General features: G+C 59.0%; 17 protein-coding genes. 10 read left to right on the forward strand and 7 right to left on the reverse strand.

Going from position 1 to position 16,594, the window contains the following annotated elements:
• Nucleotides 1–9 precede the first annotated feature (9 nt).
• From KB890_RS08975 to KB890_RS08990, 4 genes are read left to right on the forward strand one after another with little or no spacing between them, the layout of a single operon-like run.
• Nucleotides 10–909 (forward strand): branched-chain amino acid ABC transporter permease, encoded by a 900-nt coding sequence (locus KB890_RS08975; protein ID WP_002890128.1) that lies wholly within the window; start codon nucleotides 10–12, stop codon nucleotides 907–909.
• The gene (locus KB890_RS08980) at nucleotides 909–1,958 is read left to right on the forward strand and encodes a branched-chain amino acid ABC transporter permease (protein WP_004178717.1); all 1,050 of its coding nucleotides are present in this window, start codon (nucleotides 909–911) and stop codon (nucleotides 1,956–1,958) included. Before KB890_RS08975 ends, KB890_RS08980 begins: the two co-directional genes overlap by 1 nt.
• The gene (locus tag KB890_RS08985) at nucleotides 1,945–2,727 is read left to right on the forward strand and encodes an ABC transporter ATP-binding protein (protein ID WP_004151354.1); all 783 of its coding nucleotides are present in this window, start codon (nucleotides 1,945–1,947) and stop codon (nucleotides 2,725–2,727) included. Before KB890_RS08980 ends, KB890_RS08985 begins: the two co-directional genes overlap by 14 nt.
• Nucleotides 2,720–3,415, forward strand: a complete 696-nt coding sequence (locus tag KB890_RS08990; protein ID WP_002890126.1) for an ABC transporter ATP-binding protein — start codon at nucleotides 2,720–2,722, stop codon at nucleotides 3,413–3,415. The genes KB890_RS08985 and KB890_RS08990 overlap by 8 nt, the downstream gene beginning before the upstream one ends.
• Nucleotides 3,416–3,531: 116 nt before the next feature.
• Here KB890_RS08990 and KB890_RS08995 read toward each other — a convergent pair whose 3' ends face one another.
• Nucleotides 3,532–3,702 carry a hypothetical protein gene (locus tag KB890_RS08995; RefSeq protein ID WP_002890108.1) on the reverse strand — a complete coding sequence of 57 codons (171 nt, stop codon included), beginning with the start codon at nucleotides 3,700–3,702 and terminating at the stop codon, nucleotides 3,532–3,534.
• A gap of 334 nt (nucleotides 3,703–4,036) precedes the next feature.
• Between KB890_RS08995 and KB890_RS09000 the strand changes: the two genes are divergently transcribed.
• From KB890_RS09000 to KB890_RS09015, 4 genes are read left to right on the forward strand one after another with little or no spacing between them, the layout of a single operon-like run.
• Nucleotides 4,037–4,846, forward strand: coding sequence for an ABC transporter substrate-binding protein (locus KB890_RS09000; protein ID WP_004178716.1), 810 nt, complete (start codon nucleotides 4,037–4,039; stop codon nucleotides 4,844–4,846).
• 1 nt (nucleotide 4,847) lies between these two features.
• Nucleotides 4,848–5,666: an amino acid ABC transporter ATP-binding protein gene (locus tag KB890_RS09005; protein WP_020325188.1), complete on the forward strand. Its 819-nt coding sequence runs from the start codon at nucleotides 4,848–4,850 to the stop codon at nucleotides 5,664–5,666.
• Nucleotides 5,663–6,415: an amino acid ABC transporter permease gene (locus KB890_RS09010; RefSeq protein ID WP_004178715.1), complete on the forward strand. Its 753-nt coding sequence runs from the start codon at nucleotides 5,663–5,665 to the stop codon at nucleotides 6,413–6,415. Before KB890_RS09005 ends, KB890_RS09010 begins: the two co-directional genes overlap by 4 nt.
• Nucleotides 6,405–7,094, forward strand: a complete 690-nt coding sequence (locus KB890_RS09015; protein WP_004178714.1) for an amino acid ABC transporter permease — start codon at nucleotides 6,405–6,407, stop codon at nucleotides 7,092–7,094. Before KB890_RS09010 ends, KB890_RS09015 begins: the two co-directional genes overlap by 11 nt.
• Before the next feature lie 3 nt (nucleotides 7,095–7,097).
• Here the strand turns inward: KB890_RS09015 and KB890_RS09020 are convergent, their stop codons facing one another.
• From KB890_RS09020 to ecpR, 6 genes are all read right to left on the reverse strand, one after another.
• On the reverse strand, nucleotides 7,098–7,808 hold the full coding sequence (locus tag KB890_RS09020; RefSeq protein ID WP_002890061.1) for a fimbria/pilus periplasmic chaperone: 711 nt from the start codon (nucleotides 7,806–7,808) through the stop codon (nucleotides 7,098–7,100).
• Nucleotides 7,777–9,420: a fimbrial adhesin EcpD gene (ecpD, locus tag KB890_RS09025; RefSeq protein WP_004178713.1), complete on the reverse strand. Its 1,644-nt coding sequence runs from the start codon at nucleotides 9,418–9,420 to the stop codon at nucleotides 7,777–7,779. Before ecpD ends, KB890_RS09020 begins: the two co-directional genes overlap by 32 nt.
• Nucleotides 9,410–11,935: a fimbrial biogenesis outer membrane usher protein gene (locus tag KB890_RS09030; protein ID WP_004147261.1), complete on the reverse strand. Its 2,526-nt coding sequence runs from the start codon at nucleotides 11,933–11,935 to the stop codon at nucleotides 9,410–9,412. The genes ecpD and KB890_RS09030 overlap by 11 nt, the downstream gene beginning before the upstream one ends.
• A 25-nt stretch (nucleotides 11,936–11,960) precedes the next feature.
• Nucleotides 11,961–12,629 carry a fimbrial chaperone EcpB gene (locus tag KB890_RS09035; protein ID WP_004144586.1) on the reverse strand — a complete coding sequence of 223 codons (669 nt, stop codon included), beginning with the start codon at nucleotides 12,627–12,629 and terminating at the stop codon, nucleotides 11,961–11,963.
• Nucleotides 12,630–12,687: 58 nt separating this feature from the next.
• Nucleotides 12,688–13,275 carry a common pilus major fimbrillin subunit EcpA gene (ecpA, locus tag KB890_RS09040; RefSeq protein ID WP_002890053.1) on the reverse strand — a complete coding sequence of 196 codons (588 nt, stop codon included), beginning with the start codon at nucleotides 13,273–13,275 and terminating at the stop codon, nucleotides 12,688–12,690.
• Nucleotides 13,276–13,349: 74 nt separating this feature from the next.
• Complete coding sequence (gene ecpR / locus KB890_RS09045) at nucleotides 13,350–13,892, reverse strand: ECP biosynthesis operon DNA-binding transcriptional regulator EcpR (RefSeq protein WP_004178712.1); 543 nt, start codon at nucleotides 13,890–13,892, stop codon at nucleotides 13,350–13,352.
• 847 nt (nucleotides 13,893–14,739) lie between these two features.
• Between ecpR and phnC the strand changes: the two genes are divergently transcribed.
• Nucleotides 14,740–15,582 (forward strand): phosphonate ABC transporter ATP-binding protein, encoded by an 843-nt coding sequence (gene phnC, locus KB890_RS09050; protein ID WP_002890003.1) that lies wholly within the window; start codon nucleotides 14,740–14,742, stop codon nucleotides 15,580–15,582.
• Between the two features lie 22 nt (nucleotides 15,583–15,604).
• On the forward strand, nucleotides 15,605–16,543 hold the full coding sequence (phnD, locus tag KB890_RS09055) for a phosphonate ABC transporter substrate-binding protein (protein WP_002890002.1): 939 nt from the start codon (nucleotides 15,605–15,607) through the stop codon (nucleotides 16,541–16,543).
• The last annotated feature ends 51 nt before the right edge of the window (nucleotides 16,544–16,594 follow it).

Below are 16,594 nucleotides of genomic sequence, written 5' to 3' on the forward strand. Positions count from 1 at the left end.
GGCTACAAAATGGACGGCGCCATTTTTCTCCAGCAAGTGGTCAATGGAATGAGTCTTGGGGGCATGTACGCCCTGATTGCCATCGGTTATACGATGGTTTATGGCGTGCTGCGGCTGATCAACTTCGCACATGCGGACGTGATGATGGTCGGCGCGTTTAGTACGCTGTTTTTATTTTCTTCGGTTGGGCTACCCTTCGGGGTAGCCGTTTTCCTGACCCTCGGGCTGTGCGGCCTGTTTGGTATGCTGATTGACCGGGTCGCCTATCGTCCGCTGCGTCAGGCCTCGAAAATCTCCATGCTGATCACCGCCATCGGCGTCAGCTTCTTTCTCGAAAACCTGTTTAACGTACTGTTTGGCGGCAGCTCGCGCTTCTTCTCCGCCCCTGACTTTTTCAACCAGACCCGGGCCTTCGGCAGCGTCATCATTACCAACGTGGCGTGGATTGTGCCGCTGATCACCGTCCTGCTGCTGCTGGCGATCCTCTGGCTGCTGTACCGCACCCGCTATGGGATGGCGATCCGCGCGGTGGCCTTTGACGTCAACACCGTGCGCCTGATGGGCATTGACGCCAACCGGATCATCTCCCTGGTCTTCGCCCTCGGCAGTAGTCTCGCGGCGCTCGGCGGCGTGTTCTACTCCATCAGCTACCCGACGATCGATCCCCTGATGGGCGTGCTTATCGGCCTGAAGGCCTTCGCCGCCGCCGTGCTGGGCGGGATCGGCAGCGTCACCGGCGCGGTGCTGGGCGGCTTTATCCTCGGTTTTACCGAGGTGGTCGCAGTGGCGATCTTCCCCGAACTGGGCGGCTATAAAGACGCTTTCGCCTTCCTGTTCTTGATTCTGGTCCTCTTGTTCCGCCCGGTCGGCATTATGGGCGACGAACGTCTGGAAAGGAGCCGTTTCTGATGCTCAACGCGACGACGACCGCCGGGGCGCAGCTGCGCAACCTGGTCATTATTGTCATCTGTATCGCGCTGCTGGCCGGAATCAACGTGGTTTTCAATGACTACATTGTTCGTGTCATCAGCACCATTTTTATCTTTATGATCCTCGCGGTCAGCTACAACCTGATCAACGGCGTGACCGGCCAGCTGTCGCTGGAGCCGAACGGCTTCGTGGCGGTGGGCGCCTACGTGACCGCCCTGCTGATCCTCTCCAGCGACAGCAAGGTAGACATGTTTGAAATGGCCGCCCCCAGCCCGTGGATCCTCAGCCTGCACGCGGGCTTCCTCCCCGCCCTGCTGATAAGCGGCCTGTGCGCGGCGGCGCTGGCGGTGTGCCTCGCCGTGCCGGTCTTCCGGGTACGTGGCGACTACCTGGCCATTGTCACCCTCGGCTTTGGGTTTATCATCAAGATCCTCGCCATTAACAACCCGCAAATCACCAACGGCGCCATCGGGCTGAACGATATTCCGCAGCAGCCGCATCTCCTGTTCTGGTGCGGGCTGTTCGCCCTGCTGGCCACCGGCATGATCCTCCAGCTGGTGTGGTCGAAGTATGGCCGGATGATGAAAGCTATTCGCGACGATGAAGATGCGGCGATCGCCATGGGGGTCAACACCTTCCGCATTAAAACCTGCGCCTTCGCCACCAGCGCCTTCTTCGAAGGGATCGGCGGCGGTCTGCTGGCTTCCCTGCTGACCACCATTTCCCCGGGGCTGTTCGACTTTATGCTCACCTTCCAGCTGCTGATTATTATCGTCCTCGGCGGGCTCGGCAGCACCACCGGCGCCCTGCTCGGCACCGTGCTGGTGGTCGGCAGCGGCGAGTGGCTGCGCTTCCTCGATCAGCCGCTGCAGTTCTTCGGTCACGATCTCGGCGCGTACCCGGGCCTGCGAATGGTGGTCTTCTCCCTGCTGTTGCTGATCATCATGCTCTTCGCCCGCGAGGGGCTGTTGGGGAAAAAAGAGATTTGGCAGACCGGAAAAAGGAGCGGCGGCTATGGCGGAAAATAATGTTATCCTGCAGGTGCAGGACGTCACCATGCAATTCGGCGGCCTGCGGGCCATCGACAACGTCAGCTTCCATGTTGACGAGGCGGAGATCTTTGGCCTTATCGGCCCTAACGGCGCGGGCAAAACAACCCTGTTTAACGTCATTACCGCCAACTATAAACCCACCAGCGGCAGCGTCACCCTGGCGGGCACGTCGCTGAAGGGGCTGAAGCCCAACCAGGTGGTGAACGCCGGGATCGCCCGCACCTTCCAGAATATCCGCCTGTTTAACTCCATGACGGTGCTGGAGAACGTGATGGTCGGGCTCGACCGCGCCAGCCGCTACTCGCTGCTGGAGGCGGCCCTGCATATTGGTCGCTACTTTCCGGCCGAGCGGGCGGCGAAAGCCAAAGCGATGGCCATCCTGGAGGATATCGGCATCGCCCACTTCGCCCATATGCAGGCCACAAACCTAAGCTATGGCAACCAGCGCAAAGTGGAGATCGCCCGCGCGCTGGCCACCGCGCCTAAGCTGCTCCTGCTCGATGAGCCGGCCGCCGGGATGAACCCGAAGGAGACCGAGGATCTGGCGGAGCTGATCTTCCGCATGCGCCATGACTATCAGCTAAGCGTCCTGTTAATCGAGCACGATATGCCCTTCGTCAACCGCCTGTGCGAGCGGGTGATGGTTCTGGAGTACGGTAAGCCGCTGTTCAGCGGCCTGATGGCCGAGGCGATCCAGCATCCGGACGTCATTTCCGCTTATCTGGGAGAAGCCAATTATGCTTAACGCCCGGGAACTGAAGGTCTTTTACGGCGTGATCCAGGGTCTGAAGGGCGTCGATATCGATGTCTATGACCGGGAAATCGTCACCCTGATCGGCAGCAATGGCGCCGGTAAAACCTCCACCCTGAACGGGATCGTCAACCTGGTGCGCTCCAGTGGGCGCGTCAGCTTCCTCAACGACGATATCTCACGCAGCCAGACCCACCAGATCGTGCGTCGCGGGCTGGCGCTGGTGCCGGAGGGACGGCGCGTCTTTACCAACCTGACCATCGAAGAGAACCTGCGCATGGGCGCTTACAATAATCTCGCCGGCTACGCCCGCCTGCGCGATCGCATGTACGCCCTCTTTCCGCGGCTCAAGGAGCGGCGCCATCAGATGGCGGGCACCATGAGCGGCGGCGAGCAGCAGATGCTGGCCATCGCCCGGGCGCTGATGAGCGAGCCGGTGTTATTGATGCTGGATGAACCGAGCCTCGGGCTGGCGCCGAAAATTGTCGGCGAGCTGTTCGGCATCATTAAGCAACTGCGCGAAGAGAATATGACGGTGCTGCTGGTGGAGCAGAATGCGACGGCCGCGCTGGCGATCGCCGATCGGGCGTATGTCCTGGAGAATGGCCGGATCACCTTGTCAGGCGCGGCGCGGGAGATGCTGACTAATCCGGAAATTAAGCGGATGTATCTGGGGGGATAGGCATGGTCAAAACTGCCTGGGCTGCGGCGGCGCCTCCCGCGATGCCGCAACCTCAGGCAGTCTCTTGCTACACAAAGCACACCTCGTTCCAGTAGGCTTCTCGCGTCCTGCGTCGCTCAGTATGTCTTATCATGACGGAACCACCGGGTTTCCACATTGCCAATGTCCACGCCGTAGAGGCTGGCTACCGGCAGGATCGCCTCCATGACGCGCTGGGTATCCTGCTGTCCGGCTTCACCGTTGGACAAAAAAGCCAGCCAGCCCGTTAACCGTTGCCACAATGCCACTTTCGTTTTCTCCTCTGTCGGGAAGCGAATCGCCTGGGTCTATTTCAACCACAGTTGGCCGGGCGCGGGAAATATTAATTCCGAATTTGCAATCCTGGCTGGCGCATATTACCCCCGGTCCTATCACCCTCTCCCTGGCCCTCTCCCTGAGGGAGAGGGGACCGCCCGGCAGTCGTTGCCGTCCTGGTAAAACGCCAGCGGCGCATAAAGAATACCCATAGGTTTGTTAAGTTCTTTTTGGTTATAGATAAGAATTTTTTCTTCTTTGCCGCCGACGGGCAATTTGTGGGAGCGTGATGTCCACAAAACAAAACAGGGATTCAGGGGAAAAACTATGCGCAATAAAACCACAAAAATCGCACTGGCGCTGGGTATGCTGCTGCTCGCCTCGCAGGCACAGGCGGACCAGCTGGCTGACATCAAAGCCGCCGGCGTCGTAAAAGTCGCCACCTTCGACGCCAACCCGCCGTTCGGCTCCGTGGACGCCAAAACCCACCATATCGTCGGCTACGACGTCGACTTTGCCCAGGCGCTGGCGAAAGCGCTCGGCGTCAAACTCGAGCTGGTGGCCACCAACCCGGCCAACCGTATTCCGCTGCTGCAGTCCGGCAAAGCCGACCTGATCGTCGCCGACATTACCATCACCCCGGAGCGGGCCCAGGTTATTGATTTCTCAACGCCGTATTTCGTCACCGGCCAGCAGTTCCTCGTGCCGGCCGGCTCTCCGGATAAGCTCGATGAGTACAGCAAAGCGCGCATCGGCGCGGTGAAAGGCACCACCGGCGAACAGGCCCTGCACCAGCGTTTCCCGCAGGCTCGCGTCCTCTCCTATGACGATATTCCGCTGGCCCTGACCGCCCTGCGCAACGGCAACGTCCAGGCCATCACCCAGGACAGCACCATCCTCGCCGGTCTGCTGGCGGAAGCACCGGATAAAGCCAAGTTTAAAATTCTGCCCGACCTGCTCAGCAAAGAAGAGATTGGCGTGGGCGTGAAGAAAGGCGAACCGGCCCTGCTGAAGGCCGTCAACGATGAGCTGGTGAAGCTGGAGAAAACCGGCGAAGCCGCGAAAATCTATAATGTCTGGTTTGGCCCTGCCACTAAAACGCCGCAGCCGCGCGCCTTTACCATAGAAGCGAAATAATATGTTCTCGGGTTTACTCTCCCACTCCGCGGCTCCGGCCGCGGATTTTTCACGTCTGCAGCGCGCCAGCATTACGTTCCGTGATGTGGCCAAGCGCTACGGCGATCATCAGGTACTTAACGCGATCAACCTGCAGGTCGATCCCGGCGAAGTGGTGGCGATCCTCGGCCCTTCCGGATCGGGAAAATCGACGCTGATCCGCTTGATCAACCAGCTCGAATCCTTAAGCGGCGGCGAGATCCTGATCGACGGCAAACCGACCAGCCGGCTGAGCGGCAGCGCCTTGCGCCAGCTGCGCAGCCGCGTCGGCTTTGTCTTCCAGCAGTTCAACCTTTATGCCCACCTGACGGCGCAGGAGAACATCACTCTGGCGCTGGAGCGCGTTCATGGCTGGGAAAAAAGCGCGGCTCAGGCGCGGGCGCTGGCGCTGCTGCGTCAGGTCGGACTGGAAGAAAAAGCGCAGCAGATGCCGGCGCAGCTCTCCGGCGGCCAGCAGCAGCGGGTGGCCATCGCCCGCGCCCTGGCCTCCTCGCCGCAGATTATCCTGTTCGATGAGCCCACCTCGGCGCTCGACCCGGAGATGATCGGCGAAGTGCTGCAGGTGATGAAAACCCTCGCCCACAGCGGGATCACCATGCTGGTGGTGACCCACGAGATGCAGTTTGCCCGCGAAATTGCCGACCGGGTGGTGTTTATCGACGGCGGCGACATCCTCGAAGTCGCCCCGCCGGCTGAGTTTTTCGCCCATCCGCAGCATGCCCGCGCGCGGCGTTTTCTGCAGAAGGTGCTGGATCCGCTGCACCAGGAGAGCCTCGAGTGACGCCGATGCTTGACTGGCACGGCGTCCTGAGCGGGCAGCCGTTGCAATGGATTATCTCTGGTTTTCTCACCACCGTCTGGGTCAGCGTCGCCGGGATCCTGCTCGCCACCCTGCTGGCGGTCCTGCTGCTGGCCCTGCGCCTCGGCGGCGGACGCGCGGGGCGCGGACTGGTGGCCGCGTGGGTCTCGTTGTTTCGCAACACTCCGCTGCTGGTCCAGCTGCTGTTCTGGTACTTTGCCGCCTGGAACCTGCTGCCGCTGGCGGTGAAGGAGGTGGTGAACGACGAACACGCCTGGTCCATTCTGCCGGGCAACGTCTGGTGGCTGACGCCGGAGTTCCTCTGCTCAATGTGGGGGCTGGGGGTCTTTACCTCCGCCTTTCTGGTGGAAGAGATCGCCTCCGGACTGCGCGCCGTCAGCCACGGGCAGCGGGAAGCCGCGCTGTCGCAGGGCTTTACGCCGTGGCAGGAGCTGCGCTTTATCCTCCTGCCGCAGGGGCTGGCCAACGCCTGGCAGCCGATTGTCGGCCAGTATCTTAACCTGATGAAACTCTCATCGCTGGCCAGCGGCATCGGCTTTGCGGAACTGACCTATCAGGTGCGGCAGATTGAGAGCTATAACGCGCACGCCCTGGAGGCGTTTGCCGTCGGCACCGCGCTGTACCTGGCGCTGGGGGTGGCGATGGGCGTGGCGCTCACGCGTCTCGGCCCGGGAAGAAAACTGCAACGGAGCGCCCGACATGAACGCTAATCTGGCGGTGATCGCCGATAACCTCGATTACCTGCTGTGGGGCCGGCTGGCGGAGGGCCAGCCCGGCGGCGTGGCGCTGACCCTGCTGATGGCCATCGGCGCCACCCTGCTGGCGCTGCCGGGAGGCATTGCGCTGGCGGGCCTGGCCTGGCGCTACGGCGGGCTGGTGCGGCGTCTGCTGTTTCTGTGGGCGGAAATTATCCGCGGCATCCCGCTGATATTTGTCATCTTCTGGCTGTGGTATCTGCTGCCGATGCTGACCGGCGGCGATCTGCCCGGCGCGGTGACCGTGACCCTGGCGCTGGCGTGGTTTACCGCCGCCTCGGTGATGCACTCGGTGCTGGCCGGGCTGCAGTCGCTGCCGAAAGGACAGTATGAGGCGGCGCTGACCCAGGGGTTCGCTCCCGGGCAAACGCTGCGCCTGGTGCTGCTCCCGCAGGCGCTGCGCAACGTTCAGCCGTCGCTGGTGGGGATCTTTATCGGCCTGCTGAAGGACACTTCGCTGGCGTTTATCGTCAACGTCCCGGAGCTGACCACCGTGGCCGGCCAGGTCAACAACCGGGTGCAGATCTATCCCCTGGCGATCTTCGTCTTCACCGGCGCGGTGTACTACCTGCTGTGCTGCGGTCTGAGCCTGCTGGCCAGCCGGCGCTTTACCCGCCGCGCGACCACCAGATAAGGCTCACTCCGCGGGACGGGGCTTCAGCGGACAGGTATCGCTGATCTTAATAAATTTGTCGTTATAGACCAGATAGTGGTTCCCCGGCTGGCGCAGCGCCGGCTGGCGAACCACGTCCCCGGGACGCAGATACCACGCGTCCCCCTCCTCTTCGGTCGAATCGCATCCGGGCTTAATCAGCAGCTTAAACCAGGTATTGCCGGTGTTGCTCACCGTCCCGGCCACCTTATCGAAAGACCATTTAAACTGTACCTCGCGCGGGCGCACCACCAGAATGGTATCCATCACCACCACCGGCTCCATGCTGACCTCGCCGCCGGTCGGGCTGCGCCTCGTCAGGTTGCGGGTGGGGATTTCGCGAAACGAGACCCGATAGTAGCGCTCGCGGTTATCCCGCGGCCCATGATAGTAAAATTTAAAATACTCGCTCTCACCTGCCTGCAGCACCAGCTGGCGGGGGGCGAACAGCAGTTCGCCATCCACCGGCCGGGAGCGGACTTCGCTGCCGCCCGGGCGATCGATGGCGCTGACGGCGATGCGGTACAGCCGCGCGCTTTTATTGTTGTTGACCACCCGTTTGCTGGCGAAATCCGCTTCGGCAGGCAGGGAAAAGGTCAGGTTACCGACCGAGATCGCCTGCGCCAGCGGCGCTGCCAGCAGGCAGCCCACCGTCAGCAGGGCCTTAGTTAATGTTGCGCCACGTCGCCTGGACATGAATCTCTCCTGAAGCGCTGACTTCGCCAAACCAGCCGTTATCGTCTACCGTCCGCAGCGAAATGGCGTTATCCATCGGAATCGAAAATTTCACCGTGGTCTTATCCATCTGCCCCACTTCGCCGGAGATATCGGTCCACGGCGTGGTCAGCCACAGCGCATCGGTCATATCCCGCCAGCTGTCATCGCACCCGGCATCGTAGGTCTGCGTCGTGCCGCTGCGGGTGATAAAAGAGAGCGTCGCCGGGAACGGCACTTTCGCCGTACCGTCATCGGAGCTGAAGAGACAGTAGGAACGCCCGCCAATCACCTGCGCCGGTCCGGTCACCTTGATCAGCACTTCATCGGCGGCCGTTTTACCGCTGGTGGTGACGATGTAGCCGAAATCGAGCGCCGGTTCGCCGCTGCCGACATACCCCTCGCGCGACGGCGCCGAGGTATATTCGTCGGAGATAATGCTGATGCTGAAATCACGAGGCTTGATAATCAGCGTGTTGGAGGTGGAAAACTCATACCAGCCTGACTCCGGCGAGGTGGTGTTCTGAAAGCGAAAGTTGAACAGATCCTTGGTGTTGATATCGCTGATCCCCAGATTGACCATCTGTTTAAAGAAGTTGCTGGAGAAGAAAACATAGATCGAGTCTGAGCTCTTCATCTCGTTGAAGGTGTAGTAATAGGCGGTATTGCTCACCGGCTTCCATGAGCTGCCGTTGAGGCTGAACTGCATATCGTACGCCCCGACGGCCGAGGCCAGCGACGAGTTGGCGATCGCCGGGAAAATATGGATCGAGGTGTTGCTTAAGCCGTTGGTCTGCAAGGTATAGTTGACCATCTTACAGCTTAATCCTGCGCGGCTGCCGATGGTCTGCGTCCGGCAGTCGGCGTTCCCTTCCCCGAGGGTCGGCACGCCGTCGCTGTTGATAAACACCTCCGCCAGCGAGTGGGTATTAATCAACCGCAGGTTCGCGGCTTTGGTGTGGGTGACGTTGCGCACATACCAGTTACCGGAGGCCTGATCCTTACAGCGCGCGCCGCTGCTGGCATCGTAGTTCACCGAGGTCTGACAGGCATTAATGGTCATCGTAAAGCTGCCGCCGACCGGCATCTGCTGCAGATATTGATAGAAGGCGTCCGACATCATGCCGTGCATCCACTTCGCGCCGCCGCTGGTCACCGTCGCGCCGTAAAACCCGCTGGCGTCGGTGGTCTGCGGCAGGATCAGGCTGGTAGCCATATCGCACCCGGCGTACCAGTTGATGCAGCGCAGGCCGGTTAAGGGGTGTGAAACCGGTGAGTTTTCCAGCCACATATCAAACTTCCAGTTGGCATTGAGCCCGGTGTTGTAGCCGTTATCGATATAGCCGAGACTCTGCTGATAGATGGTCCCGGAGCCGGTGTATTTTAAGCCGGTCCAGCGGTTAGCGCCGGTCATACGCGGATCCAGCGCCCCGCCGGGGGTGACGAAAAAGTTGTCGTCGGAGTTGTTTTCCACAAACACAAACTCGCGCGCCGGCGCATCCGACCAGGTGGTCTTGGTCACCGCCGCCCTGAGCGCGGCTGCCGGCCAGAGCAGCGCGAGGATCGCCAGCGCCATCAGTGCATTAACTTTCATTCTCTTCTCCTGACTGCTGCACCGCCGCCCACGACGAGAGGCCGCTGCAGACCACATCCCCCACCCAGACGGCGCCGCGCGCCTGGCTGAGCTCCAGCGCCACTTCGCAGGTTTTATTGCCGCCGTAGCTGAAATCGATAGTGGGGTATTTCTTATCCACGTCCATGACAAACTCGCCGTTTTCATCGGTGCGGGTACGGCCGATATGGTTGTTAATCCGCGCATTCGCCAGCAGCGTGCCGTCTTCTGCACGAATACGGCCGGAGACGGTGACCATCTGCTTCACCTCTGGCTCAATCACCGCGACGTTGCCCGGATAAAGGGTCAGATGACTCTTGCGCCCGCTGACGATGTCGTAGCTGTCGAGCGAGTTTTTGCTGTTCTGCAGCTCCACCTCATAGCGACCATAGGGAGAGAGCGGCAGGTAGTTACGCTTGCCGCTGAGCGGGAAGATCCGCCCGTTAACCCTGGCGCTAATCTGACCATCGTCCTCCAGCCCGGTGTTGAAGATCACCCCGGCGTTGCCGTCGGTTCGTCCGCTGGCGGCGATATTTTTGCCCTGCCAGCCGACGCTGCCGCTGGCGGTGAGGTTGGTGTTGACGTAGCCGTCCGCCGCGCTGTTGACGTTCAGCGTGCCGCTGGCGTAGCGGGCGTCGAACTGGGCATACGCGCCGCCGCTGAGGGTTTTGTCATCCCCGGTATCGCCGGAGATGGCCCGCGACAGATTGGCGCCGATGGTGCGAATAGTGCCTTCATCAAACTGCTTGCGCGCTGAGAGGTTAGCCATGGTGTAGCCGTTCTGATGGGTCATCCCGGCGCTGAACCAGTTGCCCAGCGGCAGCGACAGATCGAGGGCGATATATTTCCCGGTGTTGGCGCTGCTGTCGCCATTGTTATAGCGCTGGATCCCCGCCCGCAGGCCGAGCGAGCCAAAGGCGCCGCTGTAGACCGTCTGATAGTAATCCGCGGTGTAGTAATGGCTGTTGTAGCGACGGTCATCGTTGTAGCTGACGCTGAACGTCCCCAGCTTCGACCACAGCGCGTTCAGGTTGAGGGTGCCGCCGATCGCCCGGTTGTCGGCATCGCTGCGCCGCAATTGATCGCCAATGCGGGTTCTCTCCTGGTTAACCCACACTGAACTGAATCCCCCGGGCAACGTGGCGCTGATGCTGCCGACGCTGCTCCACGAGCTGTCGCTGGCCAGCATGTTTTGCAGGTTAACGTTGATCGACTCGCCCAGCGGTAGCGTCAGGCGGGTTTCCCCCACCGCCTGGTTGTCGTAGCCATAGCCCGTAGCCGCCCAGCTCAGGGTGCTGAGCGACCCGGAGGCCGAAAGGCCTGCCAGCCAGCTCTCTTTCGCCGGCCGGGTCTTTTTCCCGCTCTCTGACCAGCGATCCATATGAAAACTGCCGCCCCATACCTGCCACGCCAGCGGCGCGCCGGCGCCGCGTCCCCGGCTGAACAGCTTATTGACCCGCTGGGTGCGTTTGCTGACCACCCGACCATTGACGATCACCTCCACTTCCACGTCGTAAATACCGTACGGCAGGCCGCGGGTATCCACTTCATGGTTGCCCATAGCGAAGTTCTGGACGCTCAGCAACCGACCGTCACGGGTGAGATGCACCTCGCCCGCCGCCGGCAGAAAGGCGATCACCGGCGTGGCGGACTGGCTGTTGTCGAAGACGGTGGAGCTGGCCTGGTTCCCCCAGGAAAGGCCGTAAATCTTACCGGCCGAAATAGCGGTCATCGGTCCCAGGGACTGCAGGTTCCAGGTGTCAAGCATCCCGCCGGCAAAGCGGTGGCCGGCGAAATCGCGCTCATACATGGCCTTATATAATTCACTGTCCTGCTGACCGCTGCCGATGCCGTACAGCGAGCCGTCGAGCACCACGTGATGCTCCCGCAGCGCCGTGACGTTGTTCAGCGACAGGTAGCTGGAGGTGTTGCTCCCGCCGTTACGCATCTGGTTGTTATAGACGCCGAGGTTATAGCTCAGGTTGCTGCTGAGGGTGTTCACGCTGGACTGACCGATATCTTCGCTGCGCGAGCGCAGGACGGTGCCCAGCGCCTCGCGCTTGACCACCAGCTGCAGCAGCAGCTGGCGCAGGCTGAGATCCAGCTGTGCGCTGTCGGTCAGGGGAATGGTGAGCGCCTCGCTGAACGGGGCGTTGGCCAGGCCGATCAGCTGCTGGCGGGTCTGTTCGCTGACGCTGGCGTTACCTTCGCTCTCCTCCAGCTGGATCTGCCGGACGCGCAGCTGGCCGCCGTCCAGCCAGATAAAGGCGCTGCCGATCCGCTGATCGTCCCGGGTGCTCTGGCTGCCGGCGAGATGAATATAGAGCGGGACGCTCATGCCGTCCTGCAGCGCCTGGCTGAAGGCCTGCGGAATAATCACCCCGCCAATCTGCTGCGCGCCTGCGGCAGCAGCGCTGACGTCGGGCTGAACGAACAAAAAGATCATGCCGAAGGCAAGCCGTGTTTTCAGTCCTGGGGTAATCCATCGTTGAGGCATCGTCGTTATCCATCTGCACAGCTGTCTATTTCACGGGAACAAACTGCTCACCCTGCCAAAGCGCCACCCGTCCTTTTTTATCCGCCGTGTCCACGCGCGTAAAACGGCGCGATTTACCCGGCATCAGGTAGTAATTTTCTTTACACTCCTTACCATCGGCGGCCTTCAGGCAGGGGCCGTAGGCGAGGATCCGCAGCGTCGCATTCCCGGTGTTGGTCAGAGAGCCGTTGGCGTACTGAAAGCGATAGTTCACCTGCCGGGGCGCCACCACCAGGATGGTGCCGATGCGGGCGGAAGCAGTGGCCACCGCGCTGCGGTTGGCGTTATCGCGTTGGGCATCGCTGAGCGCCTGATCGAACCAGACAATGCGGTAGTAGCGCTCTTTGTCATCCGCCGGGCCTTTGTAGAAGAAGCGGATCACATCGCTGGCCTGGGCGGGTAGCAGCAGGCTGGCGGGAGTGAGCAATACCTCATCCGGTTTGTCCATCGGGATAACCTGCCCGCCGTCCAGCGGGGAAGAGAGCCGTTCGAGATGGATATTGATCAGTCGACCGCTGTCTGTGCTGTTCTTGATCGTTTTGCTCAGCGTGCTGCTGCCGCTGTTCATAAAGGATGAAATATCGCCGACATCCAGCGCCTGCGCCGGCGACACCCCGGCAAGCAGCAGCCCGAGGGCCAGAAGGTGCTTTTTCATAACAATTCCGTCCGTGAAAAAAGCAGGGGGAGATCCCCCTGCTGGTGCATCAGAAGGATCAGCTGGTCCAGGTGGCGTCGAACTGTACGCTGACGTCGCCGCTCCAGATCCCTTCCGGCAGAGTGCTGTAATCGGTCACGGCGGTGGTGCCGTTGGTGGTGCCGCTGATGATGGAGAAAGTGAAACCATCCTGCGCTGTGGTACGGCCGCTGGCGTTGTAGCCATTAGCCAGCGCGCTGAGGTTGCCGCCCATAATATTGTTGGCGGTATCGATCATCACGGTATCGCCAGTTTTTTCCACCGCGGCGCCGTTATAATCCACGCCCACGCTCAGCGTGGAGCCGGAGGTATCCAGCTGGGTTAAGGTGTTGGTGATAAGACGCGAGGTCAGCTTAAAGGCGGTCGCCGTTGTGTCCCCCTCAATCGCCACGTCAAACAGACCTTTCTGCGAGTTAAAGCCTTTAATGCCTTCGGCGTACTGGAACGCCAGGCTGCCGAGCGGGGTCACAACCAGCTTGCTGGTGGTGTCTTTTTTAGCGGTCGCAGACCAGGTCGCTACAGCCTGAGCCGTTACGTCAGCAGCCTGCGCCACGCCCATACCGGTAAACGCCGTTACCAGAGCTATTGCCAGAACCTTTTTTTTCATCGCTTTTTCATCCTGAGTTGAATTAAGGACATGATGTCCCGGTGAACCATTTAAAAAACAGAATTGCCTGGGTGTTACTGAACTAACTTATATATTTTGGAATACAGTTTGGCCTCAGCATTACGCCGATGGGTATACACTGTCTTCACGCTACAATTTTCAATTCTGGCGATCGATTTCGGCTGCATGCCCTGGGCGGTCATGCGGATAATTTTCATTTCCCGATCTGTAATTTTATCTTTCTTAATATCTTTGCGGAGAAACCTGCCATTAATTACATAGGCCAGTTCTTTTCGAATATCGCGACTCAGACCAACATATACCACGCCGCGAATATCGCTATTGTAATACCAGTAGTTCGCTAAGGCCTCTGATTTCCTGGCCGCAATCAATACGACCTGTTTCCCCTTTACCGCGGATAGCCATTCGCTGTCGCGCCTGATAAATTCGTTTAATGAAGCCGTATTGAGATTGATAAACACAAAATCTTTTCTGATTTTCTCCAGTGAGAGATAAATTAATTCGTCGATGTCTAAAATCAGTTCGGACAGTCCTTTATAGAAATAGGAGTCATCGGCAGACCAAATATACTTATCGGAACAGCTTTTATATTCCATATAGTTTTTAACCTCATAGTCCTTGAAGTAATCATTTTTACAACGTCACTGCTTGCCAGGCCTATAAAGTTTACTGGCGTATTCGTTTCCTTTAATAAATCGCCATTAAATAAGACACGCATTACTTATCAATATTGGATAAGCGGGGATTAAACTATAATTATTTTCTGCTTGGCGTTGAATTTAAGTTTTTTCCTATGGAGTGTCAACATGCGGAAAGGCAATGAATTTCGCGCCCAGGTCAATATTTACAAAAACTGAAAATATCAAATTTTTGAGCGCCAGAAAAAGACATTTATTTTCATAAGGTTATTGGTAATATAACCGTCAATTCTTATCTGCGCTTTATATTATCCAGGATCTTCGCCCTATTATGTTAGGAATATTCTTAATGGAACTCTTGAATGGCTTATCAAATAAACCGGATTTAGCACAAAAGAAAGGATATAAATCTACAAATAAACAAAAACCAGGATGATTCACCAACACATAAGACTAATGAATAGATTAACCTGCCGCACAAAATAGTTATGTATATGTTAATACATGCGGGATGTTGAATGCTAAACAAAGGCAGACGCATTATCTATTCGATTAAACAGTCTTCTTCATCAAGATTAAGCGAAGATTGCCGAAGGCTGTCTACGCCTACGAACCGGTCTGTCCCCGCGTCCTCCAAAGCATAGCGGCTTTTCGGCGCTTCGCCAGCCGCCGGCATGCCGCACGCGTTGAGCCGCTGGCCGTCGCTCTTTCACGCCAGTTCACGCTTTGTTCGCAATACCGTCATCGAAATTTCATATAAAGACCTATTAATAGTGGCCAGTTAATGACGAACCTGGACACTCTTATGAACAGCTCTCTTGCCGCGGTGGCCGAAACTGATTTCCAGCCGTTCACCGATCCCGCTGCCGGCCGGCAGCGGAAGGTCTTAAGCGTGCGTAATCTGAGTAAAGCTTATCAAGCCCAGCACAAGGTGCTGGACGGCATCAGCTTTGATCTGCACGCCGGGGAAATGGTCGGGGTCATTGGCCGCTCCGGCGCCGGTAAATCGACGCTCCTGCATGTCCTCAACGGCACCCACAGCGCCAGCGGCGGAGAAATTCTTAGCTACCCGGAAGTCGGTACCCCGCACGATGTCTCACAGCTGAAAGGCCGCGCGCTCAATGCCTGGCGTAGCCACTGCGGAATGATTTTTCAGGACTTCTGCCTGGTGCCGCGCCTCGACGTGCTCACCAACGTCCTGCTGGGCCGCCTCAGCCAGACTTCAACCCTGAAATCGCTGTTTAAAATCTTTCCCGCAGCCGACCGGGCGCGCGCCATTGCGCTGCTTGAGTGGATGAACATGCTGCCGCACGCGCTGCAGCGGGCGGAGAACCTCTCCGGCGGGCAGATGCAGCGGGTGGCGATCTGCCGGGCGCTGATGCAAAACCCCGGGATCCTGCTGGCCGACGAGCCTGTCGCCTCGCTGGATCCGAAAAACACTCAGCGCATCATGGATGTGCTGCGCGAGATTAGCGAGCAGGGTATCAGCGTGATGGTAAACCTGCATTCGGTGGAGCTGGTCAGGGCCTACTGCACCCGGGTTATCGGCGTCGCCAGCGGCCAGCTTATTTTTGACGATCACCCCTCCCGGCTGACGCAGGATGTGCTGCAGCGGCTGTACGGCGATGAAGTTAGCCAATTGCATTAATTTCACTCACACGGGCAACATAATGAAAAAATATATGACTGGCGCAGTTCGTTTATCCGCAATGGTCGCGGGCATGATGATGGCATGGCAGGCAGCGGCGGCGCAGCCGAAAGAGCTCAATCTGGGCATTCTCGGCGGCCAGAACGCCACCCAGCAAATCGGCGATAACCAGTGCGTGAAAGCCTTCCTAGATAAAGAGCTGAACGTGGATACCAAACTGCGCAACTCTTCCGACTATTCCGGGGTGATCCAGGGCCTGCTGGGGGGCAAAGTCGACGTGGTGCTGAGCATGTCCCCCTCCTCCTACGCCTCGGTTTATCTCAATAATCCGAAAGCGGTGGATATCGTCGGCATCGCCGTGGACGACAAAGATCAGTCTCGCGGCTATCACTCGGTGGTGATCGTCAAAGCCGACTCCCCGTACAAAACGCTGGACGATTTAAAAGGCAAAGCCTTCGGCTTCGCCGATCCGGATTCCACTTCCGGGTATCTGATCCCTAACCATGCGTTTAAAGAAAAATTTGGCGGTAACGCCGACAACAAATACAACAACACCTTCTCCAGCGTCACCTTCTCCGGCGGCCATGAGCAGGACATCCTCGGCGTGCTGAATGGCCAGTTCGCGGGCGCGGTCACGTGGGCCTCGATGGTTGGCGATTACAACACCGGCTACACTACCGGCGCGTTCAACCGCCTGATTCGCATGGATCATCCGGATCTGATGAAGCAGATCCGCATTATCTGGCAATCGCCGCTGATCCCGAACGGCCCGATCCTGGTGAGCAATGCGCTGCCGGCGGACTTTAAGGCGAAGGTCGTGGCGGCAGTGAAAAAGCTGGACACCGAGGATCACGCCTGCTTTATCAAAGCGATGGGCGGTACTCAGCACATCGGCCCGGGCAGCGTGGCTGACTTCCAGCAGATTATTGATATGAAACGCGAGCTGGTGAGCGCGCGTTAATCCTGCCTCAACGCCGCCTGCTTGCCCCAGGGTAAGCGGCGGCGCTACGTT

The organism is Klebsiella sp. P1954 (assembly GCF_018199955.1).
Taxonomy (GTDB): domain Bacteria; phylum Pseudomonadota; class Gammaproteobacteria; order Enterobacterales; family Enterobacteriaceae; genus Klebsiella; species Klebsiella pneumoniae.